The sequence below is a fragment of the Paracoccus actinidiae genome, from assembly GCF_030863885.1.
Classification (GTDB): Bacteria; Pseudomonadota; Alphaproteobacteria; order Rhodobacterales; family Rhodobacteraceae; genus Paracoccus; species Paracoccus everestensis.
On record NZ_CP132956.1, the window covers coordinates 874,146 to 898,909 of the forward strand.

Here is a 24,764-nt window from a genome sequence, read left to right on the forward strand (position 1 = left end):
ATGCAGCCGCTTGCCCTGTCTGTCCCCAGCTTGACCGCTGAGACTGCCCTGTTCCTGGATTTCGATGGTTGTCTGGTTGACATCGCCCCCCGTCCGGACGCGGTGGTGATCCCGCCCGGCCTTCCCCAGCGGCTGGCGCGCCTGCACAGCGCCTTGGGCGGCGCAGTGGCGTTGGTGTCGGGACGCGACGTTGCCGACCTGCGCGGCTATCTGCCCGACTTTCCGGGTGCCATTGCCGGCAGCCACGGGGCGGAACTGTCACTGTCGGGCCATTTGATCGAAACCACCCATCAGGTCGATCTGGACCTGGCTGCGCTGCACCAAGCGGCTGCGGACGCGGTGGCGGCCCATCCCGCGATCCTGGTCGAATACAAGCCGCATGGCGTCGCGTTGCATTACCGCGCCGATCCCGCCCTGCGCCCCGTGGTCGAGGATGTGACGGCACGGCTGGCCGAGTCCCATCCGGGCATGATGCTGCAGCCGGCCAAGATGGCGGTGGAACTGCGACCGGCGGGCACCGGCAAGGACGGCGCCCTGGACCGGCTGATGGGCATGGCCCCCTTTGCAGGCCGCGTTCCGGTCTATGCGGGCGACGATCTGACCGATGAGGTGGCGATGGCCCGCGCGCAGGCGCTTGGCGGCCAGGGCATCAAGATCGGCGCGGGCGATACGGTGGCCCGTCATCGGCTGCCCGATCCGGCCGTGCTGGCCCATTGGCTGGACGATGCCTTGAAAGGGCTGCGCTGATGCCGCGTCTGGTTGCCGTATCGAACCGCATTCCGCTGGGTGACAATCCCTCCGGCGGGCTTGTGGTGGCCCTGGAAGATGCGCTGCGCACATCGGGCGGGCTGTGGGTCGGTTTTTCGGGCGAGACAGTAGACGAGCCTTCCGACGAGCTGACCTTTCACGAGGGGGCGGCCTTTGGGCGCGCGTCCTTTGACCTGACACCGCAGGATCACGAAGAATACTACTTGGGCTATTCCAATTCCGTCTTGTGGCCGGTCTGCCACGGGCGTGCGGATCTGATGCGGATCCTGCCGGAATATCTGGAAGGCTATCGCCGCGTGAACGAACGCATTGCCCGGCTGCTGGTCCCGCATTTGCGGCCCGACGACCAGATCTGGGTGCAGGATTACCAACTGTTTCCTTTGGCCCAGGAGTTGCGCAAGCAGGGGTTCAAGGGGCTGATCGGCCATTTCCTGCACATCCCCTTTCCGGGCCCCACCGATTGCGCGACCCTTCCCAACCCGGACGAAGTGTTCGAATGGCTGGCCCATTACGACCTGGCAGGCTTTCAGGCGCAGCGCGACCTGGACCATCTGGCGGCAAGTGCCCGGGCGCTGACCGAGTTCGAGCAGGTATCGGACAATGAATTCCGCATTGCGGGCCGCAGCATCCGCACCGGCGTCTTTCCCATTGGCATCGACGCCAAGGCCTTCATCACCGAAGCGCAGGCCGCCCGAGAGCAGGACCGGATGCGCACCCTGACCGGGTCGCTGTCGATGATCGGGGTGGACCGGCTGGATTATTCCAAGGGTATCCCGCAAAGGTTCCGGGCGTTCCAGTACCTGCTGGAAAACGACCCTTCGCTGACAGAAAAGGTGATGCTGCTGCAGATCGCGCCGCCGACGCGGGAATCCGTCGATGCCTATCAGCAGATCCGCGAGGAAACGGAACATCTGGCGGGCCGCGTCAACGGCCAGTTCGCCACCGTCAACTGGACGCCGATCCGCTTCATCCACCGGCCGATTCCACGGAACGAGCTTGCGGGCCTGTATCGCCAGTCGCGGATCGGCCTGGTGACGCCCTTGGCCGACGGGATGAACCTGGTGGCAAAGGAATATGTCGCGGCCCAGGATCCGGCCGATCCGGGCGTTCTGATCCTGTCGCGCTTTGCCGGCGCGGCCGAGGCGATGACGGAGGCCCTGATCATCAACCCGCATGACCCCGGCGAACTGGCCCAGGCCATGCAGCAAGCCATCACCATGCCGCTGGACGAACGCCGCGCACGCCACGCGGCCTTGCTGCGCGGGGTGGTTGAACAGGATGTCGGCTGGTGGTCGGCCACCTATCTGGAGGCGCTTTCCCAAGCCCGTGCGTAATATTCACCTTGGCAAAATATTCCGGGGGGTTCGAGCTGGCCCCCTTATGCAGCGTCAGTCGTGCTTGCGGGCCTTGTCCAGGGCACCATGCACCCTGTTGATCCGCGCGGCCATCGCCATCGACTTGCGCCGGTGATAACGGCGCACGATCGGGACCGTCAGATAAAAGGTCACCACTGCCGCGATCCCGCCCAGCACTGCGCCGCCTGCCGCATAGGGCAGGAAAATCTCGTGCCAGAACTCCGACAGCCCGCTCCAACTGGTTGGACCGGGGCCTACGACAGACATGATGTTGTGCCAGGTTTCAGCCGTGGCATGGGCGAATTCGCGAAAGATCACCTGGGGCGACATATCGCCCGGCAGGCCCAGCAGCGTCCGTCCCAATCCCACCGCGGCAAGCGCGATGAAAGGCGTGGTCAGCGGATTGCCCGCGAAGGTGCCTACGAAAGCCGCCAGCACATTCCCCCGGATCGCCAGCGAAACCAGGGCGGCCACGATGAAGTGAAAACCGTGCAAGGGCGTGAAGGACAGGAACACCCCGGCCGCCAAGCCCCGCGCAATGCGGTGGGGCTGGTCGGGCAGCCGGCGGATACGATGCCAAAGATAGGCAGTGGACCGGCGAAAGCCGCCGCGCGGATAGACCAGTTCGCTGGCCAGTTGTCCGTATGTGCGCGGCTTGCTGCGCTTGAACACGGTTTGTGCTTCCTTATGCCCCAGGCAACGCCCGTGTCACGGCTTCTTTGCTATATCGCGGATACGTGCAACCTGTGCGACATCGCTTTCCGCCTCGAGCGCGGTCAGAAGGTTGTGCAGATGTTCCTGGTCCCGCAACTCGATCTCGACCTCGATGCGATAGAAGTCGGGCTTGCGGTCCTTGAATTCAAGGTTCGAGATATTGGCCCCCTGCGCGCCGATCAGCCCGCAGATGCGGCCCAGGACGCCCGCGTCGTGGCGGATCGTCAGTGACAGCAGCGTCGAATAGGCGGCTGGATGGCGGCCCGCGCGCCACTGCACGTCGACCCAGCGGTCGGGCATATCCTCGTATTCCGCAAGCACGGGGCAGTCGATGGCATGGATCACCACGCCCTTGCCGCGATAGGTGATGCCGACGATGCGTTCGCCGGGCAAGGGGCGGCAGCAAGGCGCGCGCTTGAAATCGGCATCCGCCTCGACCCCTGCAAAGGGGCGGGTGCCATCGATCTCGTCCTGGTGGGCGGCCAGGTCGGGATACAGAACCTGCAGCACCTCCTTGGCCGAATTTTCCGCGCTGCCGATCCGCGCCAGCAGTTCGTCGCCGTCCGCCAGGCCCATCTGCTTGGCTGCAGTCCGCAGCGCCTTGTCCGTGACCTTGCGCCCGACGTGTTCGAAGCTGACGCGCACCAGTTCGCGGCCCAGGCGGATGAAGCGGTCGCGGTCTTCCTCTCGCAAGGATCGGCGGATGGCGGATTTGGCCCGGCCGGTGGCGACGATGTCCAGCCAGGTCGATTGCGGGCGCTGGCCCGATGCCGAGATGATATCGACCGACTGCCCGTTTTTCAGCCGCGTCCACAAGGGCACGCGGATCCCGTCCACCTTGGCACCGACGCAGGAATTGCCCAGCCGCGTATGGATCGCATAGGCAAAGTCGATGGGCGTCGCCCCCTTGGGCAGTTGCAGCACGTCCCCCTTGGGCGAAAAGCAGAACACCTGGTCCTGGTACATTTCCAGCTTGACGGCTTCCAGGAACTCGTTGTGGTCCTCGTCCTCGAACCGGTCTGTCAGGCTGTCGATCCATTCTGCGGGATCGACGGCAAAGGGGTTCTTGGTGCGCGTCCCGTCGCGATAGGCCCAGTGCGCCGCAACGCCGGATTCGGCCACCTCGTGCATCTGGCGGGTGCGGATCTGCACCTCGACCCGCTTGCCGTCGCGGCCCGACACGGTGGTGTGGATCGACCGATAGCCGTTCGATTTCGGCTGACTGATGTAATCCTTGAACCGTCCCGGAACGGCGCGCCAGCGTTGGTGGATCACGCCAAGCGCGCGATAGCAGTCCATGTCGGACCGGGTGATGATCCGAAAGCCATAGATGTCGGACAGCCGCGAAAAGGCCAGCTGCTTTTCCTGCATCTTGCGCCAGACCGAAAAGGGCTTCTTGGCGCGGCCAAAGACATCGGCCTCGATCCCTTCCTTTTCCAGCACGACGCGGATGTCGGCGGTGATCTGGCCGATGATGTCACCGCTGTCCCTTTGCAGGCTGACAAAGCGGCGGATGATGGAATTGCGGGCCTCGGGGTTGATGACCTTGAAGGCAAGGTCTTCCAGTTCCTCGCGCATCCACTGCATCCCCATGCGCCCGGCCAAGGGTGCGAAGATGTCCATCGTCTCGCGCGCCTTCTTGACCTGCTTTTCGGGGCGCATGGACCGGATGGTGCGCATATTGTGCAGACGGTCGGCCAGCTTGACCAGGATCACGCGCAGATCGCGCGACATGGCCATGAACAGCTTGCGGAAATTCTCGGCCTGCTTGGACTGGGCGGATGACAGTTCCAGATTGGTCAGCTTGGTGACGCCATCGACCAGATCGGCAATCTCGGGACCAAAAGTGGTGACAAGGTCTTCCTTGGTGGACCGGGTGTCCTCGACCGTGTCGTGCAAAAGGGCGGTGACGATGGTGGCGTCGTCCAGCCGCATTTCCGTCAGGATGGCAGCGACGGCAATGGGATGGGTAAAATAGGGTTCCCCGGAATGGCGGAACTGCCCTTCATGCATCCGCATCCCGTATTCATAGGCGTCGCGGATCAGGGTGGCGTTGCTGCGGGGGTTATAGTTGCGGACAAGCGCGATAAGGTCTTCGACGTCGATCATTCTTTGCCGAAGACCCCTGTTTTCCCGGCTTTAACGCTGGTTCGCTTCCAGCATCATGCGCAGCATCCGTTCCTCGGATTCCTCGTCGGCGGGACGAGGACGATCCACCTCGGCACCCAGCAGGAGGGCCATGGCGTCTTCTTCCGGCTCATCGACCTCGATCTGGGTTTGGGTCGATTCGATCATCCGCTCGCGCAGATCGTCCACCGGCTGCGTTTCCTCGGCGATTTCGCGCAAGGCGACGACCGGGTTCTTGTCGTTGTCGCGGTCAACCGTAGGCTGGCTGCCGGCGGTGATTTCACGGGCGCGATGCGAGGCCAGCATCACCAGATCAAAGCGGTTCGGGACTTTGTCAACGCAGTCTTCAACCGTTACGCGGGCCATGTCTCACCTGTGCAGTTGCGAATCAGATATCCGGGGCGAAACCGAGGTTCTGGACGCCATGAACAGAATTGTCAAGCATTGGCCAAGCCGCTGCCCGGCGCAAGCGGCGTCATGCCCTCCAGGGCATCGGGTCCAAGTTCCGCCAGCATCCGCGACACCGGCTTTCCGGTCAAGGGGTGGCGCCAGCCGGGCGCGATCTCGGACAAAGGGGCCAGCACAAAGCCGCGATCCCCCATCCGGGGATGGGGCAGGATCAGCCGGTCGGGCGCCAAGACCCCCTGCCGGTCCGCAGGCAGGTCGATCCAGTGGCGCAAGGTCGCGGTGTCAGGCAGGATCAGGTCGTCAAGGGCGATCAGGTCCAGGTCCAGAACCCGGGCAGACCAGCGGCCGGTGCTGCGGTCGCGCCCGAAGTGCGCCTCGATCCCGTGCAGACGGTCCAGCAGATCCTGCGCGGCAAGGCTTGTGCGGATCGCTGCGGCCGCATTGGCGTATTCCGGTCCCGATCCCGGCGGAAAGGCGGGCGTGCGCCAGATGCGGCTGATCGCCGCTATTGAAATATCCGGTTCACCGTGCAAGATCGCCAAGACATCGCAAAGGGTCCGGGCCGCGTCGCCCGCGGCGGACGGCAGGTTCGCGCCCAGGGAAACGATACCGAAAGACAAGTTTTCCATAGGCACCTGTTCGTTCTATGAAGACCTGTGGCGAGGCCATTGCGCACGCATCGCCCGCGTGTTGAACGAACAGTCTCATTGAAGGCAACAGGAATGTTTTACAAGGACGATCGCTTGGCGATCTTCATCGACGGAGCCAATCTCTATGCCTCGGCCAAGGCCTTGGGATTTGACATCGATTACAAGCTGTTGCGGCAGGAGTTCGACCGTCGGGGCAAGCTGATGCGCGCTTATTACTATACCGCCCTGATGGAGGGAGAGGATTATTCCCCGATCCGTCCGCTGGTCGACTGGCTGCATTACAACGGTTATTGCGTGGTGACAAAGCCTGCCAAGGAATACACCGACACCATGGGCCGGCGTAAGATCAAGGGCAACATGGACATCGAACTGACTATCGACGCCATGCAGCTTGCCCCCCGGCTGGACCATGCGGTGATCTTTTCCGGCGACGGCGATTTCCGCCCCCTGATCGAGGCGCTGCAGCGCCAAGGCGTGCGCGTGTCGGTCGTGTCCACCATCCGCAGCCAGCCCCCGATGATCGCCGACGACCTGCGCCGTCAGGCCGACAACTTCATCGAACTGGATGCGCTGCGCGATATCGTGGGGCGACCGCCGCGCGAACAGCAACCGGCAGAGGGCTGAGAACTTGTGCCCGGCCTTTGCCTGAAAGGCCGGGTATCGTCAGGATATTGTCTGGCAAGGCAAAGCCCTGCTTCAGACCAACCGTCCTTCTTCCATCGCCGCCCGGACAAAGCCTGCGAACAGCGGCGCGGGTTCGAACGGCTTTGACTTCAACTCGGGATGAGACTGCACGCCGATGAACCAGGGGTGGTCGGCATATTCGATCACCTCGGGCAGCTTGCCGTCGGGCGACATACCGGAAAAGCACAGGCCCGCCTGTTCCAACTGCTCGCGATAGGTCGCGTCCACTTCATAGCGGTGGCGGTGGCGGTCCTCGATTTCGACAGCACCGCCGTAAACCTCGCTGATCCTCGAATCAGGGGCCAGGATGGCGGTATAGGCACCCAGCCGCATGGTGCCGCCCTTGTCGTCCGTCACCTTGCGCTGCACGGTATAGTTGCCCTGCACCCATTCCTTGAGGTGATAGACGACCGGCGTGAAGCGGGTCTTGCCGGCTTCGTGGTCGAACTCCTCGGACCCCGCGTCGGGCATTCCGGCCAGGTTGCGGGCGGCCTCGATCACCGCCATTTGCATTCCCAGACAGATGCCCAGATAGGGCACCTTCTTCTCGCGCGCGTATTTGGCGGCGGCCAGCATCCCTTCGGTCCCGCGTTCGCCAAAGCCGCCGGGCACGATGATGCCGTGGTATCCGTCCAGCAGATGCGCGCCTTCGCCTTCCAGCTTCTCGCTGTCCACCCAGTCGGCACGCACGCGGACGCGGTTGGCCATGCCGCCATGGGTCAACGCCTCGGCGATGGATTTGTAGGCGTCCTCAAGCTGGGTGTATTTTCCCACGACCGCGATGTTCACCTGGCCCTCGGCGTTCTCCAGCCGGTCCATCACGTCCTCCCATTTCGAGAGATCCGGACGCGGGGCGGGGCTGATGGCAAAGGCGTCCAGAACGGCGCGGTCCAACCCCGCGCGATGATAGGCCAGCGGCGCCTCGTAGATGGTCTTCAGGTCATAGGCCGGGATCACGGCGTCCGGGCGGACGTTGCAGAACAGCGCGATCTTGGCGCGTTCCTTTTCCGGGATAGGGTGTTCGGACCGGCAGACCAGCACATCCGGGGCCAGACCGATGGATTGCAGTTCCTTGACGCTGTGCTGGGTGGGCTTGGTCTTCAATTCGCCCGATGCCGTAAGATAGGGCAGCAGCGTCAGGTGCATCAGGATGCATTGGCCGCGCGGGCGTTCATGGGTGAACTGGCGGATCGCCTCGAAGAAGGGCAGGCCCTCGATGTCGCCCACCGTGCCGCCGATCTCGCACAGCATGAAATCGACCTCGTCGTCGCCGATGGCAAGGAAATCCTTGATCTCGTTCGTGACGTGGGGGATCACCTGGATGGTCTTGCCCAGGTATTCGCCCCGCCGTTCCTTTTCCAGCACGTTGGAATAAACGCGGCCGCTGCTGATGCTGTCGGTGCGGCGCGCGGAAACGCCGGTGAAGCGTTCGTAATGGCCCAGGTCCAGGTCGGTTTCCGCGCCGTCGTCAGTGACGAACACCTCGCCATGTTCAAAGGGCGACATGGTGCCGGGATCGACGTTCAGGTAGGGGTCAAGCTTACGCAGCCTGACCGTGAAGCCCCGTGCCTGCAGCAACGCGCCCAGTGCCGCCGAAGCCAGGCCCTTGCCAAGCGAGGACACGACGCCGCCGGTGATGAAGATGTAACGCGCCATGAAGGCCCCCGTGATTTCGCAAATTCCGAATGGCTGCGGACCGTCGGACAGCCAGCATCACGGGATCCGAGATATAGCCGATTCGCCCCGTGGCCGCAAGGAACCGCAAGTTGATGTGGGGGCGGAAAGATGCCGCCCCTAGTTGTTGTGTGGTTCAGTTCGCCGGTGCTTGGGCCGGTGCGGCGGGTGCCGGTGCGGCGGGCGTCGGTGCCTCGGCTGCAGGAGGCGCCACGGGTTCGACCGCGGGGGCCGCAGCCTCGGGCGCAGGGGCGGGGGCGTCAGCCGCCGGGGCGTCGGGCGCGGGCGGGGTCAGCGGATCGCCCGCCGTGCCGGTCGTGGGCGGCGGCACATAGGCCGGCGCCTGCGGCAGCGTGGATTCCTGACGGCTTGCGGGCACGCCCAACTGGTCCATGATCGAGCTGTTGGACACCTGCCGCGCGGCGATGATGGTCAGCGCGATCGAGGTCACGAACAGCGCGATGCCGAAGATCCAGGTCAGCCGGGTCAGGGCGTTCGCGGCCTGGCGCCCGGTCATGACGCCGCCACCGCCGCCGCCCATGCCCAGCCCGCCGCCTTCGGACCGTTGCAGCAGCACCACCCCGGTCAGCAGAACCGCGAGGATCAGATGGATGGTCAGGACGACGTTTTCCACGGCTTTCGGCCTTTCACATTCGGACGCGCCTATCTAGTCACCCGGGCGGATGATGGCAAGCGGAGTGTCCAATGCCCGCGCCGATGATCGGGCGCGCGGGATCCAAGGTCGGAAAGGGGGCCGCGAGGTGCAGAGGGGGCGCCGCCCGAGGGCACGGCGCCTTCTTTCCTGTCAGGAACGATGCTGGCCCTTGTCCTTGCCGCTTTGTGACGCCCGTGCCGCTGGACGAGGGCGGCCTTCCGCGCTACCTCGGGGCCATGGAAAACGCGAAACCGCCCCTGATGCTGTATCTTGCCGCGCCGCGCGGGTTTTGCGCCGGCGTGGACCGTGCCATCAAGATCGTCGAACTGGCGCTGCAGAAATGGGGCGCACCCGTTTATGTCCGCCACGAGATCGTGCACAACAAGTTCGTCGTGGACGGGCTGCGCGACCAGGGCGCGATCTTTGTCGAGGAACTGGACGACGTTCCCGATGACCGCCCGGTGATCTTTTCCGCCCATGGCGTGCCCAAGGCGGTGCCTGCCGAGGCGCGGCGGCGCAACATGATCCACGTGGACGCGACCTGCCCGCTGGTGACCAAGGTCCATAACGAGGCCGCGCGCCATCATGCCGAGGGCCTGCAGATGGTGATGATCGGCCATGAGGGTCATCCCGAGGTGCTGGGCACCATGGGCCAACTGCCCCCCGGCGAGGTGATCCTGGTCGAAACCGTTGCCGACGTGGCAGCCATCACGCCCCGCGATCCCGGACGGCTGGCCTTCATCACCCAGACCACCCTGTCGGTCGATGACACGGCGGAAATCGTGGCGGCCTTGCAGGCGCGGTTCCCGGCTATCGTGGGTCCGGCCCGCGAAGACATCTGCTATGCCACCACCAACCGCCAGGCGGCGGTCAAGGCGGTCGCGCACAAGATCGATGCGCTGCTGGTCATCGGGGCGCCGAATTCGTCGAACTCGAAGCGCCTGGTCGAGGTCGGGAGGGCCGCGGGCTGCGCCTATGCGCAGCTGGTGATGCGCGCGGACCAGATCGACTGGCGCGCCATCGACGGGGCAACGGCCGTTGGCGTTACCGCCGGCGCAAGCGCCCCCGAGGTGCTGGTGAACGAGGTGATCGACGCCTTCCGCGCCCGCTATGACGTGACGGTCGAGATCGTCGAGACGGCGCAGGAAAACGTCGAATTCAAGGTGCCGAAGGTGCTGCGCGAAAGCGCCTGAGGCACGCGCCGGGGGCGCTTCGCCCCCCGGACCCCCCGAGGATATTTCAGCCAAGGCAAAGCAGATGAGACTTTTTTCCATGCCGTCCTCGGGCAACAGCTACAAGGTGCGGCTGCTGCTGTCCCTGTTGGGGCGGACGGTCGAGACGGTCGATGTCGAATACCAGACCCGGGCCCTGGACCACGCCTGGGAAACCGGGCGGCTTCCCTTTGGCAAGGCGCCGGTGCTGGAGCTGGACGACGGGCGGCTGCTGCCGGAATCGAATGCGATCCTGTGCTGGCTGGGCGAGGGGACGGGGTTTGTCCCTGCCGACCCGTTCGGGCGGGCGGAAATGCTGTCCTGGATGTTCTGGGAACAAAACCAGCATGAAGGCGTGATTGCCGTGCGCGCCGCGCTGCTGACCTATCCCCATCGCCGTGCGCAGGCCACGCCCGACCGGATGGCCGCGCTGCTGGACAGCGGCCACGCCTTGCTGGGGGTGATGGAGGATCGGCTGGCCGCCCGAGATTGGCTGGTCGGTGACAGAGTCAGCCTGGCCGACATCTGCCTTTATGTCTATACCCACACGGCGGGCGAACGCGGCGGCTTTGACATGGCGCGGTTTCCGGCGATCATCCGCTGGCTTGCCCGTGTGGCGGCATTGCCGGGATATGCGGGGCTGGATGGCTGAGCTTTTCGCCTGGACCGATGGCGCGTGCAGCGGCAATCCCGGCCCTGGTGGCTGGGGCGTGTTGATGCGCGCAATGGACGGCGGCACCGTTGTCAAGGAACGCGAACTGGCGGGCGGCGAGGCACTGACCACCAACAACCGGATGGAGTTGATTGCGGCGATTTCCGCGCTTGAGGTTCTGGCCCGGCCAAGCACCATCACCATCACCACCGACAGCGCTTATGTGAAGAACGGCGTGACCCAGTGGATCCACGGCTGGAAGCGCAACGGCTGGAAGACCGCCGACCGCAAGCCGGTCAAGAATGTCGAGTTGTGGCAGCGCCTGGATGACGCGCAGCGGCGCCATAGCGTGACCTGGGCCTGGATAAAGGGTCATGCGGGCCATCCCGAAAACGAACGCGCCGACGAACTGGCACGCGGCGGCATGGCACCCTTCAAGCCCGCCAAGGCCGTGGGGTGACGCCGGGCGTCCTGATCCTGCTGCTGGATTATGCCGCGGTGCTGGTCTTTGCGCTGACTGGCGCCCTGGTCGCCAGCCGGGCGCAACTGGATCTGGTGGGCTTTATCTTCTTTGCGACGCTGACCGGCATCGGCGGCGGCACCACGCGCGACATGATCCTGAACCGCGATGCGGTGTTCTGGGTGCAGCAGCCCGAACTGATCCTGCTGACATCGGGCGCGGCGGTGCTGGTGTTCTTTACCGCGCATCTGTTCGAAAGCCGCTACAGCCTGATCGTCTGGCTGGACGCATTTGCTCTGGCGGTGGCTGTCCCCGCCGGCGCGGGCGTGGCCCTGGCGGCGGGCGTCAGCCCCATTGTCGTCGTGGCCATGGGTGTCGTGACTGGCACCTTCGGCGGGCTGATCCGCGATGTGGTGGGCAACGAACTGCCCATGGTGCTGAAGCAGGGCGAACTGTATGTGACTGCGGCCTTTGGCGGCGCGGTTGTTGCCGTGGCGCTGATCGGGGTGGGAATGCCCCGACCGGTGGCGCTGATCTTTTGCGGCCTGGTCGTGATCGCCCTGCGCGCGGGCAGCCTGCTTTTGGGGTGGAGCCTGCCGACCTATCGCGCTCGTCCGCCTCGGCGTTAACGCAGGCTGGGAACCCCCATCCGGCGTTCCCGCAGATCCTCGACCCCCATGCGCAATCCGGCACCGATCCGGTGCGCCAGGGCCGACCAGGCACGGGCGGCGTCCGGGGGCAGGGTGCGGCGCAGGGTTTCATCGAACAGCCCCAGCCAGATCGGAAAGTGATCCGCCCGCACATCCCCCGCCTGCATATGCACACGCATCGGATTGCCGTCATAGCTGCGTTCATACAGGATCGCGTTGCGCCAAAAGGCGGCAATCTTCGCCTCGTGACCGGGCCAGTCGGCGATGTGGCCTGCAAAGATGGGGCCAAGCACCTCGTGTCGGCGGACGGCGCCATAAAAGACGGCGACGACCTGGTCGATCTGGTCTGCGGTGACGTCAAAGCGGGGCGGGATCATGGCAGAGGAATCCGTTTGGTCAGACCCCATGTGGCGCGGCGGGGGACGCGACGCAAGGGCGCGGTTTGACGCATCGGATGGCCGCTGCTATCCCCGCGCGCCTGCCCGGAAGGATTCCCAATGACCCATTACACCGACGCCCTGACCCAGCTTGGCGCGAAAGCCGACCTTCCCGCCAGTCCCGGACAGGCGGTGCTGGAACGCGTCCCGAACCCCCAGGCGGACGAGGTTTACGCGGTCCGCTTTACCCAGCCCGAATTCACCAGCCTGTGCCCGATCACCGGCCAGCCGGATTTCGCGCATCTGGTGATCGATTATGTGCCAGGCGAGTGGCTGGTGGAATCCAAGTCGCTGAAGCTGTTCCTGGGCAGCTTCCGCAACCATGGCGCCTTTCACGAGGATTGCACCGTCGGTATCGGCAAGCGGCTGGTGGATGCCATCGCACCGCAATGGCTGCGCATCGGCGGTTACTGGTATCCGCGCGGCGGGATGCCCATCGACGTATTCTGGCAAACGGGTGCTGCGCCTGCGGGGCTGTGGCTGCCCGACCAGGGCGTGGCGGGCTATCGCGGACGCGGTTAGCGAAGGTTTCGCCACAGCATCAGCATGGCTTCCGACAGATCGCCCGCCCGCGCCAGCAGGTGTTCGCGTTCCAGGCCCGGTCCGGGCTGGGCGCGGTCCAGCCGGTCCAGCAGGCGCAGGATGCGGCGGCGATGCGTGCCGGCCCAAAGCTGGACCGGATCGGCGATCAGTCCGGCAAAGGTCGTGACCAGGGATCCCGCCACGGCCAAGGCGACGCCGGTCAGCAGGACCTCCCACGGGGACAGTTCCACGGGAAAGGCCCAGTACCAGGCTTTGCCAAGGCTGTCGCCCAGCAGGAAATCGCGGACTGCAGTGGAATGGGCGCGGATCTCGGCCAGCGGACCGGCCAGAGAGATCACGCCCGGTGTCGCACGGCTGAACAGCAGCCAGCCGCCTGCCAGCACGATGATCGAGGTGGTGATCTCGGACACGGCATTGCGGGTTTCGGCCAGGGCGGCGGCTTCGCGGCGGACGGCGACCGACGGGGCGTTGGGACCGATGCCCGATGCGTCCAGGTCGGCCACCAGGCGGATCAGGTCTGCCGCGATCACCCGGCCCATGTCGGATGGCAAAAAGACCCGCCGCGCGCCCAGCCAGGCGCCCGCGCGTCTTGCCCCCAGGCGCGGCAGCGTCCAGGCCAGCAGCCGGGTCAGCAGAAAGACCGGCGACAGCATCACGTTGACCGGCGCACGCAACAGATCCCAACCAAGCGCCGCGCGGTGCAGGCGCAGGCTGCCGCGCGGCCCGTATCGGTCGCGCACGAAGCGCGTTACCGCATCTTTGCGGCGGCGAAGCACATCATCGGTCAGGGTTGCGGGCACGCGGGCGGGTTCCTATAGAGGTCGGCATGGAATTTCTGGCGTTCGGACCCCGAATTAGCAACCCGGCGGCGTGAGGTTTCGCGCCGCCGGGTCGCCTGTATGTCCGAACCCTCCGCACCAAGGAAGCCCCGATGGCCGCCGATACCTCTGCCGATCCCGTCACCGCCGACGCCCCCGACTACCGCGATACCGTGTTCCTGCCGCAGACCGAGTTTCCCATGCGCGCGGGCCTGCCGCAGCGCGAACCCGAATGGCTGGCCCGCTGGGAACGCATCGGCATCTATGACCGCCTGCGCGAACGCGCCGAAGGGCGCGCGCCCTTCATCCTGCATGATGGCCCGCCCTATGCCAACGGCCACCTGCATATCGGCCACGCGCTGAACAAGACCATCAAGGACATCATCGTGCGCAGCCACCAGATGATGGGCCGCGACGCGCGCTATGTCCCCGGCTGGGACTGCCACGGGTTGCCGATCGAATGGAAGATCGAGGAAAAATACCGCGCCGAGGGCCGTGACAAGGACGCCGTGGACGTGGTCGAGTTCCGCCAGGAATGCCGCCGCTTTGCCGACGAATGGATCGACATCCAGCGTCAGGAATTCAAGCGCCTGGGCATCACCGGCAAGTGGGACGACCCCTATCTGACGATGGATTTCCATGCCGAGGCGGTGATCGCGGCCGAGTTCATGAAGCTGGTGATGAACGGCGCCCTGTATCAGGGGTCCAAGCCCGTGATGTGGTCGCCGGTGGAAAAGACCGCCCTGGCCGAGGCCGAGGTGGAATACAAGGACCACACCAGCCACACGATCTGGGTGCGTTTTAAGGTTTCTAAAGCGGAACAAAAAGCTCGATTTGCTTCTGACGGCCCAATGCCATCCATTGGAGAGTTCGATAATGCTTCGGTCCTGATTTGGACCACTACTCCTTGGACGATTCCTCAGAACCGCGCGGTCGCTTTTAACGTCGGCATAGAATACGCATTTTACGACGTTGTGGAAATTGAAGAAAATAGCACTGCCCGAGTAGGTGAACGTGTAATACTTGCTAAGAAGCTTGCACACGACGTTTTCAAAGCAGCCCGAGTGACCAAATATTATCAAGGGCGAGACTTAATTGCTGGCGATCTTGCTGGTCTTACCCTAGCCCACCCCTTCCGCGGCGTCGAGGGCGGCAATGGCGAATGGGACTATGACGTGCCCCTTCTGCCCGGCGACCATGTCACCGACGATGCGGGCACGGGCTTCGTTCATACCGCCCCCAGCCACGGCGACGACGACTATCAGATGGGCCTGCGCTTCAAGCTGCCCATGACCTATAACGTCGAACCTGACGGATCCTATCGCGCCGACCTGCCGCTATTCGGCGGGCAGGCGATCATCGACGCGGATGGCAAGGACGGCCCCGCCAATGTCAGCGTCATCAAGCAGCTTGCCTATGCGGGTGCGCTGCTGGCCAAGGGCAAGATCAAGCACTCCTATCCCCATAGCTGGCGATCCAAGGCGCCGCTGATCTATCGCAACACGCCGCAATGGTTCGCGGCCATCGACAAGCCGCTGACCGACGGCATGAACGACTATGGCGACACGATCCGCACACGGGCGCTGACCAGCATCGACAAGCTGGTGAAATGGTGGCCGCAGACCGGGCGGAACCGCATCCATTCCATGGTGGAAAACCGCCCTGACTGGGTGCTGTCGCGCCAGCGGGCCTGGGGCGTGCCGCTGACCTGCTTCGTGCGTCGCGGTGCAAAGCCCACCGGCGACGATTTCCTGCTGCGCGACCAGCGTGTGAACGACCGCATCATCGCGGCGTTCGAGGCGGACGGCGCCGATGTCTGGTATCGCGATGGCTTCAAGGCCCAGGTTCTGGACGGCATCGTGAACCCGGACGATTACGATCAGGTCACGGACGTGCTGGACGTGTGGTTCGACTCGGGTTCAACCCATGCGTTCGTGCTGCGCGACCGGGCGGACGGGGCACCCGACGGGATCGCCGACGTCTATCTGGAGGGCACCGACCAGCATCGCGGCTGGTTCCAGTCGTCCTTGCTGCAAGGCTGCGCGACCAAGGGACGCGCGCCCTATCGCAACGTGGTGACGCATGGCTTCACCCTGGACGAAAAGGGCATGAAGATGTCCAAGTCGCTGGGCAACACCATCGTCCCCGCCAAGGTGATCGAGCAATACGGCGCCGATATTCTGCGCCTGTGGGTGGCGCAGGCCGATTACACCGCCGACCAGCGGATCGGGCCGGAAATCCTGAAAGGCACCGCCGACAGCTATCGCCGCTTGCGCAACACGCTGCGCTTCCTGCTGGGCGCGCTGGATGGGTTCACGGATGCCGAAAAGATCGACCCGGCCCAGATGCCGGAGTTGGAGCAGTGGGTGCTGCACCGGCTGGCGCAACTGGATCACGCGGTGCGCAAGGGATACGACCAGTTCGACTTCCAGGGCGTGTTCCAGACGCTGTTCCAGTTCTGCACCGTGGATCTGTCGGCGTTCTATTTCGACATCCGCAAGGACGCGCTTTACTGCGATGCGCCCGGCGACCCGCGCCGCCGCGCCGCGCGGACGGTGCTGGACACCGTGTTCCACCGCCTTGTGACCTGGCTGGCCCCGATCCTGCCCTTCACGACCGAGGATGTGTGGCTGTCGCGCTTCCCGTCTGACGACGACAGCGTCCACCTGCACGACTTCCCGACCACGCCCGCCGATTGGCTGAACGAGCCTCTGGCCGCGAAATGGGACCATGTCCGCCGCGCCCGCCGCGTTGTCACCGCCGCATTGGAGGTCAAGCGCACCGACAAGACCATCGGCGCCAGCCTGGAGGCCGCGCCCGTTGTCCATGTCGAGGACGCCGACATGTTGGCCGCGCTGAAATCCGTGGATTTCGCGGATGTCTGCATCACCTCGGATCTGTCGCTGACGCTGGACCCGGCCCCGGCGGAGGCGTTCCGCATGGCGGAGACCCCCGACATGGGCGTGGTCTTTGAACTGGCGGAAGGCGAGAAATGCCAGCGATGCTGGAAGATCCTGCCCGATGTGGGGACGCACGACCATCCCGGGGTCTGCGCCCGCTGCGACGACGTGCTGGCATGACCGATCCCGGCCCGCGCGGGATGGATCTTGCGCGGGCCATTCTTGACCAGGTGGAACGGCTGCGTCCCGGCACGACCTGCTGTCCCAGCGAAATCGCGCGCGACCTGGCCGCCGACTGGCGGCCGCTGATGCAGCCGATCCGGGATCAGGCCTTGCTGCTGGCGGACCAGGGCTTGCTGAGCATCACCCAGGGCGGGACGCGCATCGCCGGGCCGGATATCCGGGGACTAATCCGCCTTGGACCCGCCCCATCAACCGAGGACCGCGATGTATAAACCTGCAAGCGACCGTTACGACCGGATGCAATACCGCCGCTGCGGGCGGTCCGGGCTGCTGCTGCCCGCAATCAGCCTGGGGCTGTGGCACAATTTCGGCCATGACACGCCCCACCAGACCAAGCGAGACATCTGCCGCACGGCCTTTGATCTGGGCATCACCCATTTCGACCTGGCCAACAACTATGGCCCGCCCCCCGGCAGCGCCGAGGAGGCCTTCGGGGACATCCTGCGCACCGATTTTGCCGGACTTCGCGACGAACTGGTCATCAGCAGCAAGGCCGGATGGCGGATGTGGCCCGGTCCTTATGGCGAATACGGAAGCCGCAAATACCTGGTCCAATCCTGCGACCAGTCGCTGAAGCGGATGGGCCTGGATCACGTCGATATCTTCTATTCCCATCGCTTCGATCCCGACACGCCCCTGGAGGAAACCATGGGCGCGCTGGATCATATCGTCCGGTCGGGACGCGCGCTTTACGTGGGCATCAGCAGCTATAACAGTGCCCGCACGCGCGAGGCGGTGGCGATCCTGCGCGACATGGGAACGCCCTGCCTGATCCACCAGCCCAGCTATAACCTGCTGAACCGCTGGATCGAGCGTGACGGGTTGCTGGACACGCTGGATGATGCGGGCATGGGCAGCATCGTCTTTACGCCGCTGGCCCAGGGGATGCTGACGGGCAAATACCTGAACGGCATCCCTGCCGACAGCCGCGCGGCCCAGGGCAAGTCGCTGGCGCAGGATTGGCTGACGGATGACATGATCCAGCGCCTGAACGGGTTGAACGACCTGGCGGCCGCACGCGGGCAAAGCCTGGCGCAGATGGCTGTGGCCTGGACCCTGCGCGACGGCCGCGTGACCAGTGCGCTGATCGGCGCCTCGCGTCCGTCGCAGGTTGCGGATTGCGTCGGCGCACTGGATCGGCTGGATTTCACCGCCGAAGAACTGTCCCGCATCGACGATCTGTCGGCAGGCGGCGATGTGAACATCTGGCGCGGATCGACCGAGGACGCGGGCGAGGGGTAAGGCGACAGGGCGGCCCGTCCCGTGCTAGGCTGGTCCCGGATCAGCCGCAGGGGGCCGCCGCCATGCCTGTTGTCAGCATCAGCCTGATGAACGTTCCGGGGACCGAGGCCGCGGTGGGCTGGGCCGGCACCCATTGCATCATCGCCGACCGTCCCGAGGGCAAGGCGGGGGGCATGGGCCTGGGGTTCAACGGCGCGCAGTTGCTGGCCTTGGCGATTGGCGGGTGCTTCTGCAACGACTTGCGCTATATCGCGCACAGGCGAGGGGTCTGTGTCGCCTCGTTCGCGGTCAAGGTGCATCTGACGATGGAGGGCGATCCGCCAATCGCCACCGGGGCCGAGATGGTGGTGCAATGCGCCATGGATGACGGATCCGACCCGCAGCCCTTGATCGACGAGGCCAGGACCAGTTCGATGGTGGGCTGCTCCCTGCAGCGTGGCATCCCGGTTTCAATTTCGGCAGCACAGGGCGGCTAGTCCCACCACCAGCCGTTCTTTTTCAGCGTCTGCCGGATCGGCTTTTCCTTGGACGGCAGCCCGCCCGCGAACAGCGGCCGCACCTTGTCGCGGCCCTTGCCCTGATAGATCAGCTTCTTGGCCGGTTCCCATTCCCGCAGCCTCTTCTTGATGCGGTTGGGCGCGGTGGCGGTTTCCAGCACGTCCAGCACCGCGTCGGATTCGCGTGCGTAAAGCAGCGGCAGGTTGCGGTAATGGCAGCTGACAGTGCCATCAAGCCCGGCCAACTCAACACCGGGGCGCCCGCCGCCCAGGCTGTGGACGACCAAGGGCAAGACCACCTGGTCCAGCCAGGGGTTCAGGCTTTGGCAGGCCAGCTCATCGGGTGGGTCGCGGCGCACGGACAATGCCCAGTCCAGGAATCGCTGGGAAAAGGCCGCAGGATCGGGACCGCAGAACCAGCCTGCGTTGAAATACAGATAGCGTTCCCAATGCTCGTCCGGCTGCGACAGGTCCAGGGACGACGCGAAGTCCAGGCCAAAGCGGTCATAAAGCGATTTCCAGATCGCCGCATATCCGGGCCCATACAGCGGCGGTTCCGGCCACGTCCCCTCGCGGCGCATCGATGCTGCGGGGCGATTGCCGAAAGGCACCTGATCCAGGGGGCCGGTGATCAACGTGTCGCTGTCGAAAAAGACAAAGGGGCTGTCGGGGGGCAGGATCGACAAGGCCTCGATCTTGTTGCCGTAAGGATAGGCTGCTCCGAAATGGCGGGCGGAAAAGGGCGTGACCTCGGCCCCCAGGCTGTCCAGCAAGGCGCGGGTATCGTCCCCGATCCGCGTATCATGGCCCGCCCATGCGCCTTCGGGCTGGGGTTCCGCCACGATCAGGCGGCCGGTGAAATCGGGGGCAGCGTGGCGCAGGCTGGCGGCGAAGATGATCGCCTGGAATTCCAGGCGACCGGCCTGGGCCACGATCAGCAGATTCGACGCAGCCATCAGCGTGCCAGCAGGTCGAAGACGGTTTCCTTGGGCCGGCACAGCCGTGCGCCCGCCGGGCCGAAGACCACGGGGCGCTCGATCAGCGCGGGGTGATCCGACATCGCCTGGATCAGCGCATCATCGGACAGCTTCGGGTCGCCCAGACCCAGTTCGTCGTAAGGCGTGTTCCTGCGCCGCAGCAGGTCGCGGGGGGCCATGCCCAGCCGGTCCAGGGCCGCGCGCAGTTCGACAGTCGAAGGCGGCTGCGCCAGATAGTCGCGCACCGTCACATCCGCCCCGGCATCCCGCAAGGCTTGCAGCACAAAGCGCGAGGTCGAGCATTTCGGATTGTGCCAGATGGTATAGTCGGACATGAGGCCCCCAAACGTGGCACAACCCTAGCGCGTAACGTCCGGAATGGGAAGCGCACTGGTCGCCTTGATCTCCTCCATCGACAACAGGGCGGTGACGTTGTGGATCTTCACCTCGCCGATCAGCGACTGGTAGAATCGGTCATAGGCGCGCGCGTTCCTGACCTGCACCTTGAGGATATAGTCGATGTCGCCCGCCAGCCGGTGGGCCTCGATCACCTCGGGGCGCTCGCGAAGCGCCTTGAGGAACCGCGCGGCCCAGGTCTTGTCATGTTCGCTGGTGCGGATCAGCACGAAGAAGCAGGCCTCCAGCCCCAGGGCCTCGGGGTCCAGGATCGCGACCTGGCGGCGGATCACGCCAGCCTCTCGGAGCTTGCGGATCCGGTTCCAGACGGGGGTCTTGGACGCGCCCACGCGGTCGGCGATCTGGTCCAGCGACAGGCTTGCATCCTCTTGCAGCAGGGACAGGATTTTGCGATCCACCTCGTCCAGCCGGAAATTCGTTTTGGTGGCACCGGCAATCTGTGGAAGCTGTTCTGACATGGGGAACCATCGGGATTGAATGTCCTTATTTTCCCGACCCTATCGTAAAGATCCAGAACAAAATTCTATATTGCTAGAACCTATCGGAAAGGGTCCGTGTCATGAGCAAAGCCTTCACCCCGACGGCCGCGAAACCCGGCGTCATCACCGCAAACGATCTGCGCGAAGGCCATAACGTCTGGATGTGCGAGGATGGCTGGACCGCCGATCCCGCCCACGCGACCCTTTTCGAGGACGAGGCCATCGCCGATCTGGCGCTGCTGAAGGCGGTGGGCCAGTCCAACATCGTCGTCGGCCCCTATCTGGTCGAGGCACGGCGCGGCCCCAACGGTCCCGAACCCGCCCATTTCCGCGAAGCGTTCCGGCAGCGCGGGCCGTCGAATTACTTCCACGGCATCCAGACCCTGAAGCAAGCCAACCTGACCGAGGCCAGCAATGTTTGATGTTCGTCCCGTCGAAACCGACTATGTGCGCCACCGTGCGGCCCAGTTCCGCGCCCAGGTCGAACGTCGCCTGGACGGCAGCCTGACGGAAGACGAATTCCGGCCCCTGCGCCTGATGAACGGCGTTTACCTGCAACTGCACGCCTATATGCTGCGGATCGCCATTCCCTATGGCACGATCAGCCCCGACCAGATGCGGATGCTGGCCCATCTGGCTGAAACCTATGACAAGGGCTATGGCCACTGGACGACGCGGCAGAACATCCAGTTCAACTGGCCCCGGCTGGTGGATATCCCCGACATGCTGGACAAGCTGGCATCCGTCGGGATGCACGCCATCCAGACCAGCGGCAACACGATCCGCAACGTCACGACCGATGCCTTTGCGGGGGCTGCCGCCGACGAATACATCGACCCGCGCCCTTATGCGGAACTGCTGCGCAGCTGGTCCACCGACCACGCCGAATTCCAGTTCCTGCCGCGCAAGTTCAAGATCGCCATTACCGGCGCGGCCCGCGACCGCGCCCTGGTTGCCGCCCATGACATCGGGCTGCGCCTGATCCAGAAGGACGGCCAGACGGGCTTCGAGGTCTGGGTGGGCGGCGGTCTGGGCCGCACCCCCATGCTGGGCAAGGTGATCCGCGACTTTCTGCCCGAAGCCGACCTGCTGGCCTATATCGAGGCGATCATCGCGACCTACAACCTGTCGGGACGCCGCGACAACAAGTACAAGGCCCGCATCAAGATCACCGTCCACGAACGCGGCCTGGATGTCTTCAAGGCCGAGGTCGAGGAGGAGTTCCAGAACCGCCGCCGCGACTTCCACGGCGCCGACCGCGAGGCGCTGGCGATCTTCCGCGACCGCTTTGCCGCCCCCGCCTTCCGCAATGCCGGAACCGAGGGTTACGAGGCCGAGCGTGCGAAGAACGGCGCCTTCCGCAGCTGGACGGACACCAACCTGCACGCCCACAAGAGCCCCGGCTATGCCAGCGTGATCGTGACCTTCAAGACGCATGGCGAAACGCCGGGCGACGCCGGTGCGGACCAGATGCGCCTGCTGGCCGATCTGGCGGAACAGTATGGCCATGCCGACCTGCGCATCAGCCACGACCAGAACGTCGTGCTGCCCCATGTCCACAAATCGGACCTGCCCGCCGTTTATTCCGCCTTGCAAAAGGCCGGGCTGGCGGTGGCGAATGCCGGCCTGACCAGCGACATCATCGCCTGCCCGGGCATGGACTACTGCACGCTGGCCACCGCCCGCTCGATCCCCATCGCGCAGGATATCGCCACCCATTTCAAGGACAATGGCCTGGAAGACGAGATCGGCAAGCTGAACATCCGCATCTCGGGCTGCATCAACGCCTGCGGACATCACCATCTGGGCCATATCGGCATCCTGGGGCTGGACCGGGCAGGGGTGGAAAACTATCAGATCACGCTGGGCGGCGATGGTTACGACATCCCGGCCATCGGCGAGCGTGCCGGCGCGGGCTTCCCGATCGAGGAGGTCGTCCCGGCCATCGACCGCCTGATGCGCGCTTATCTGGACCTTCGCACGGACGCATCCGAACGCTTCATCGACGCCTATCGGCGGCTTGGTCCGGCCCCGTTCAAGGCCGCGCTCTATCCCGAGCCTGCCCATGCTTGATGACAGCCTGGACAGCCGCGCCGCGCGGTTGAACGACCGATACCGGCACCATGCCGCGACCGAGGTTCTGCGCCGCGCCGTATCCGACCCCGACCTGGGCCGGGTGGCCCTTGTGTCGTCCTTCGGGGCGGAATCGGTGGTGCTGCTGCACATGGTCAGCCGGGTGGCGCCGGGCCTGCCGGTGCTGTTCATCGACACGCAGATGCTGTTTCCGGAAACGCTGGAATACCAACGCGACGTGTCGGCCAGGCTGGGCCTGACCAATGTGCAGGTGATACGCGCCGATCCGGCGCAGGTCGCGCGCCAGGATCCCGACGGGACGCTGCACCAGTTCGACGCCAATGCCTGCTGCGACCTGCGCAAGACCGTGCCGCTGGAAGGCGCGCTGTCGGGCTATGACGCCTGGATCACGGGTCGCAAGCGGTTCCAGAACAGCGACCGCGCGGCACTCGAATTCTTCGAACCCGAGCAGCCCTTGCGCCTGCGCATCAACCCGCTGGCCCATTGGCGCAGTGAAGATGTCCAGGAATACATGATCGAGAACAACCTGCCGCGTCATCCGCTGGTGGCCCGCGGCTATCCGTCCATCGGCTGCGCGCCCTGCACGTCCCCCGTGAAGCCGGGCGAGGATCCGCGCGCAGGGCGGTGGCGGGGCAGCGACAAGTCCGAATGCGGCATCCACTTCATTGGCGGCAAGATCGTCCGCGGAAAGGTTCCGGCATGACCGAACGGTTGAACAGCGAACGCGTGATCGCGCGCGACGACGGCTTTCACCCCCTGGTGGACGAGGCCGAGGAAACCCTTGCCCCCGATACCCCGCTGGCCGACCTGGCCCAGCATCTGGACCGCGACCTGATCGCCATCGAATTTCCGTCCTTTACCGATGGGCGTGGCTTTTCGCTGGCCCGCCGTTTGCGTGAACTGGGCTTCAAGGGCCGCCTTCGCGCCTCGGGCCGCTTGATCGCGGATCAATACGCCATGGCCCGCCGCGTGGGCTTTGACGAGGTCGAGGTGGCCCCCGACATCGCCGCCCGCCAGCCGCAGGACCAGTGGATCGCCCGGACCGACTGGAAGGCCTTCGACCACCGCGCCCAACTGGCGGGCTGAAGGGGTTTCGCCCCGCCGCCCCATCGACTAGAACAAGCAGGACTTCCCATGACCCTGGACATTCCCGTGGCCGACGCTGCCCCCAAGACCGTTTCCAAGACGCTTCCCGACGCCCAGACGGTGACGGCGGTCAGGCATTGGACGGACAGCCTGTTCTCGTTCCGGGTGACGCGGCCCGCCAGCCTGCGATTCCGGTCGGGCGAATTCGTGATGATCGGGCTGCTGGGCGACAACGGCAAGCCGTTGCTGCGCGCTTATTCCATTGCCAGCCCCAACTGGGACGAGGAACTGGAATTCTATTCGATCAAGGTGCCGGACGGGCCGCTGACCTCGAAGCTGCAGCACATCAAGCCGGGGGACGAGATCATCCTGCGCCCCAAGCCCGTGGGCACGCTGGTGCTGGACGCGCTGCTGCCCGGCAAGCGGCTGTGGTTCCTGGCGACCGGCACCGGCATCGCGCCTTTCGCCAGCCTGATGCGCGACCCCGAGACCTTCGAGCGGTACGAACAGGTCGTGATGATGCACACCTGCCGCACGGCCGAGGAACTGTCCTATGGCCGCGAATTGGTGGAAAACCTGAAGCACGATCCCCTGCTGGGCGAGATTTACGGCGAGGAATTCGCCAGCCGGCTGATCTATTACCCCACCACCACGCGGGAGGCTTCGCCCCGGATGGGCCGGATCACCGACAACCTGACTTCGGGCAAGGTATTCGCGGATCTGGGCCTGCCGCCGATCAGCCCGGAAACCGACCGCGCCATGGTCTGCGGCAGCCTTGCCTTCAACGTCGACGTAAAGACGGTGCTGGAAGGCTTTGGCCTGCGCGAAGGGGCTAATTCGGACCCCAAGGAATTCGTGGTCGAAAAGGCCTTCGTGGGCGACGGCGTCTAGGTCACATCCCAAAAACGGCACGAAGGGCGCGGCATCGACTGCGCCTTTTTTCATGGGTTCTTTCCGCCGATCACGCAGCGGTCACGCTGATGTTTGGAACCCGTGTCTTCATCCGCCGGTTAGATCCTCAAC

General features: G+C 65.0%; 28 protein-coding genes. 17 read left to right on the forward strand and 11 right to left on the reverse strand.

What is annotated here, in order from left to right:
- Nucleotides 1-30: 30 nt before the first annotated feature.
- Nucleotides 31-747, forward strand: a complete 717-nt coding sequence (gene otsB, locus Q5701_RS04400; RefSeq protein ID WP_306753958.1) for a trehalose-phosphatase — start codon at nt 31-33, stop codon at nt 745-747.
- Nucleotides 747-2,102, forward strand: a complete 1,356-nt coding sequence (locus tag Q5701_RS04405; RefSeq protein ID WP_306753959.1) for an alpha,alpha-trehalose-phosphate synthase (UDP-forming) — start codon at nt 747-749, stop codon at nt 2,100-2,102. The genes otsB and Q5701_RS04405 overlap by 1 nt, the downstream gene beginning before the upstream one ends.
- 54 nt (nt 2,103-2,156) lie before the next feature.
- On the opposite strand, the gene Q5701_RS04410 is transcribed toward Q5701_RS04405, so the two are convergent.
- The 4 genes from Q5701_RS04410 to folK all read right to left on the reverse strand — a co-directional run bounded on the left by Q5701_RS04410 (nt 2,157) and on the right by folK (nt 6,001).
- The gene (locus Q5701_RS04410) at nt 2,157-2,795 is read right to left on the reverse strand and encodes a DUF2062 domain-containing protein (RefSeq protein WP_306753961.1); all 639 of its coding nucleotides are present in this window, start codon (nt 2,793-2,795) and stop codon (nt 2,157-2,159) included.
- A 36-nt stretch (nt 2,796-2,831) separates the two neighbouring features.
- Nucleotides 2,832-4,946: a RelA/SpoT family protein gene (locus tag Q5701_RS04415; RefSeq protein WP_234853976.1), complete on the reverse strand. Its 2,115-nt coding sequence runs from the start codon at nt 4,944-4,946 to the stop codon at nt 2,832-2,834.
- A 30-nt stretch (nt 4,947-4,976) separates the two neighbouring features.
- Nucleotides 4,977-5,330, reverse strand: coding sequence for a DNA-directed RNA polymerase subunit omega (rpoZ, locus tag Q5701_RS04420; RefSeq protein ID WP_234853975.1), 354 nt, complete (start codon nt 5,328-5,330; stop codon nt 4,977-4,979).
- Nucleotides 5,331-5,401: 71 nt separating this feature from the next.
- A complete protein-coding gene (gene folK / locus Q5701_RS04425; protein WP_306753962.1) occupies nt 5,402-6,001 on the reverse strand; it encodes a 2-amino-4-hydroxy-6-hydroxymethyldihydropteridine diphosphokinase in 600 nt (199 codons plus the stop codon).
- A 93-nt stretch (nt 6,002-6,094) separates the two neighbouring features.
- On the opposite strand from folK, the gene Q5701_RS04430 reads away from it, so the two are divergent.
- Nucleotides 6,095-6,646, forward strand: a complete 552-nt coding sequence (locus Q5701_RS04430; RefSeq protein ID WP_234853973.1) for a LabA-like NYN domain-containing protein — start codon at nt 6,095-6,097, stop codon at nt 6,644-6,646.
- Nucleotides 6,647-6,718: 72 nt separating this feature from the next.
- Here the strand turns inward: Q5701_RS04430 and pyrG are convergent, their stop codons facing one another.
- Nucleotides 6,719-8,362 (reverse strand): CTP synthase, encoded by a 1,644-nt coding sequence (gene pyrG, locus Q5701_RS04435; protein WP_306753963.1) that lies wholly within the window; start codon nt 8,360-8,362, stop codon nt 6,719-6,721.
- 154 nt (nt 8,363-8,516) lie between these two features.
- Complete coding sequence (secG, locus tag Q5701_RS04440) at nt 8,517-9,014, reverse strand: preprotein translocase subunit SecG (protein WP_306753965.1); 498 nt, start codon at nt 9,012-9,014, stop codon at nt 8,517-8,519.
- A 257-nt stretch (nt 9,015-9,271) separates the two neighbouring features.
- On the opposite strand from secG, the gene ispH reads away from it, so the two are divergent.
- From ispH to Q5701_RS04460, 4 genes are all read left to right on the forward strand, one after another.
- Nucleotides 9,272-10,228 (forward strand): 4-hydroxy-3-methylbut-2-enyl diphosphate reductase, encoded by a 957-nt coding sequence (ispH, locus tag Q5701_RS04445; RefSeq protein WP_306753966.1) that lies wholly within the window; start codon nt 9,272-9,274, stop codon nt 10,226-10,228.
- A gap of 64 nt (nt 10,229-10,292) precedes the next feature.
- Nucleotides 10,293-10,898 (forward strand): glutathione S-transferase family protein, encoded by a 606-nt coding sequence (locus Q5701_RS04450; RefSeq protein WP_306753967.1) that lies wholly within the window; start codon nt 10,293-10,295, stop codon nt 10,896-10,898.
- Nucleotides 10,891-11,358, forward strand: a complete 468-nt coding sequence (gene rnhA / locus Q5701_RS04455) for a ribonuclease HI (protein ID WP_306753968.1) — start codon at nt 10,891-10,893, stop codon at nt 11,356-11,358. Before Q5701_RS04450 ends, rnhA begins: the two co-directional genes overlap by 8 nt.
- A complete protein-coding gene (locus Q5701_RS04460) occupies nt 11,355-11,987 on the forward strand; it encodes a trimeric intracellular cation channel family protein (RefSeq protein ID WP_234853967.1) in 633 nt (210 codons plus the stop codon). Before rnhA ends, Q5701_RS04460 begins: the two co-directional genes overlap by 4 nt.
- Here the strand turns inward: Q5701_RS04460 and Q5701_RS04465 are convergent.
- A complete protein-coding gene (locus tag Q5701_RS04465; protein WP_306753970.1) occupies nt 11,984-12,385 on the reverse strand; it encodes a group III truncated hemoglobin in 402 nt (133 codons plus the stop codon). The two genes, Q5701_RS04460 and Q5701_RS04465, sit on opposite strands and share 4 nt — an antisense overlap.
- Nucleotides 12,386-12,505: 120 nt before the next feature.
- Between Q5701_RS04465 and queF the strand changes: the two genes are divergently transcribed.
- Nucleotides 12,506-12,967, forward strand: coding sequence for a preQ(1) synthase (gene queF / locus Q5701_RS04470; RefSeq protein ID WP_234853965.1), 462 nt, complete (start codon nt 12,506-12,508; stop codon nt 12,965-12,967).
- Here the strand turns inward: queF and Q5701_RS04475 are convergent.
- Nucleotides 12,964-13,788, reverse strand: coding sequence for a DUF6635 family protein (locus Q5701_RS04475; protein ID WP_306753973.1), 825 nt, complete (start codon nt 13,786-13,788; stop codon nt 12,964-12,966). The genes queF and Q5701_RS04475 overlap by 4 nt on opposite strands.
- A 131-nt stretch (nt 13,789-13,919) precedes the next feature.
- Between Q5701_RS04475 and ileS the strand changes: the two genes are divergently transcribed.
- The 4 genes from ileS (at nt 13,920) to Q5701_RS04495 (ending at nt 18,667) form a co-directional block, all read left to right on the forward strand.
- Nucleotides 13,920-16,886 (forward strand): isoleucine--tRNA ligase, encoded by a 2,967-nt coding sequence (ileS, locus tag Q5701_RS04480; protein ID WP_306753975.1) that lies wholly within the window; start codon nt 13,920-13,922, stop codon nt 16,884-16,886.
- Nucleotides 16,883-17,161 carry a DUF3253 domain-containing protein gene (locus tag Q5701_RS04485; RefSeq protein ID WP_306753977.1) on the forward strand — a complete coding sequence of 93 codons (279 nt, stop codon included), beginning with the start codon at nt 16,883-16,885 and terminating at the stop codon, nt 17,159-17,161. Before ileS ends, Q5701_RS04485 begins: the two co-directional genes overlap by 4 nt.
- Nucleotides 17,154-18,191, forward strand: coding sequence for an L-glyceraldehyde 3-phosphate reductase (gene mgrA, locus Q5701_RS04490; protein WP_306753978.1), 1,038 nt, complete (start codon nt 17,154-17,156; stop codon nt 18,189-18,191). Before Q5701_RS04485 ends, mgrA begins: the two co-directional genes overlap by 8 nt.
- A gap of 62 nt (nt 18,192-18,253) precedes the next feature.
- Nucleotides 18,254-18,667 carry an OsmC family protein gene (locus Q5701_RS04495; RefSeq protein ID WP_306753979.1) on the forward strand — a complete coding sequence of 138 codons (414 nt, stop codon included), beginning with the start codon at nt 18,254-18,256 and terminating at the stop codon, nt 18,665-18,667.
- Here the strand turns inward: Q5701_RS04495 and Q5701_RS04500 are convergent.
- From Q5701_RS04500 to Q5701_RS04510, 3 genes are read right to left on the reverse strand one after another with little or no spacing between them, the layout of a single operon-like run.
- Complete coding sequence (locus Q5701_RS04500; RefSeq protein WP_306753981.1) at nt 18,664-19,644, reverse strand: GT-B fold glycosyltransferase domain-containing protein; 981 nt, start codon at nt 19,642-19,644, stop codon at nt 18,664-18,666. The genes Q5701_RS04495 and Q5701_RS04500 overlap by 4 nt on opposite strands.
- On the reverse strand, nt 19,644-20,000 hold the full coding sequence (gene arsC / locus Q5701_RS04505) for an arsenate reductase (glutaredoxin) (protein ID WP_306753982.1): 357 nt from the start codon (nt 19,998-20,000) through the stop codon (nt 19,644-19,646). Before arsC ends, Q5701_RS04500 begins: the two co-directional genes overlap by 1 nt.
- 24 nt (nt 20,001-20,024) lie before the next feature.
- A complete protein-coding gene (locus Q5701_RS04510; RefSeq protein ID WP_234853958.1) occupies nt 20,025-20,540 on the reverse strand; it encodes an Lrp/AsnC family transcriptional regulator in 516 nt (171 codons plus the stop codon).
- 101 nt (nt 20,541-20,641) lie between these two features.
- Between Q5701_RS04510 and Q5701_RS04515 the strand changes: the two genes are divergently transcribed.
- The 5 genes from Q5701_RS04515 to Q5701_RS04535 are packed head-to-tail and all read left to right on the forward strand — an operon-like array spanning nt 20,642 to nt 24,632.
- On the forward strand, nt 20,642-20,983 hold the full coding sequence (locus Q5701_RS04515) for a DUF2849 domain-containing protein (protein WP_234853957.1): 342 nt from the start codon (nt 20,642-20,644) through the stop codon (nt 20,981-20,983).
- A complete protein-coding gene (locus Q5701_RS04520; RefSeq protein WP_306753983.1) occupies nt 20,976-22,634 on the forward strand; it encodes a nitrite/sulfite reductase in 1,659 nt (552 codons plus the stop codon). The genes Q5701_RS04515 and Q5701_RS04520 overlap by 8 nt, the downstream gene beginning before the upstream one ends.
- On the forward strand, nt 22,627-23,358 hold the full coding sequence (locus Q5701_RS04525; protein WP_234853955.1) for a phosphoadenylyl-sulfate reductase: 732 nt from the start codon (nt 22,627-22,629) through the stop codon (nt 23,356-23,358). The genes Q5701_RS04520 and Q5701_RS04525 overlap by 8 nt, the downstream gene beginning before the upstream one ends.
- A complete protein-coding gene (locus Q5701_RS04530; protein WP_306753984.1) occupies nt 23,355-23,741 on the forward strand; it encodes a DUF934 domain-containing protein in 387 nt (128 codons plus the stop codon). Before Q5701_RS04525 ends, Q5701_RS04530 begins: the two co-directional genes overlap by 4 nt.
- Nucleotides 23,742-23,789: 48 nt before the next feature.
- The gene (locus Q5701_RS04535) at nt 23,790-24,632 is read left to right on the forward strand and encodes a ferredoxin--NADP reductase (RefSeq protein WP_306753986.1); all 843 of its coding nucleotides are present in this window, start codon (nt 23,790-23,792) and stop codon (nt 24,630-24,632) included.
- The last annotated feature ends 132 nt before the right edge of the window (nt 24,633-24,764 follow it).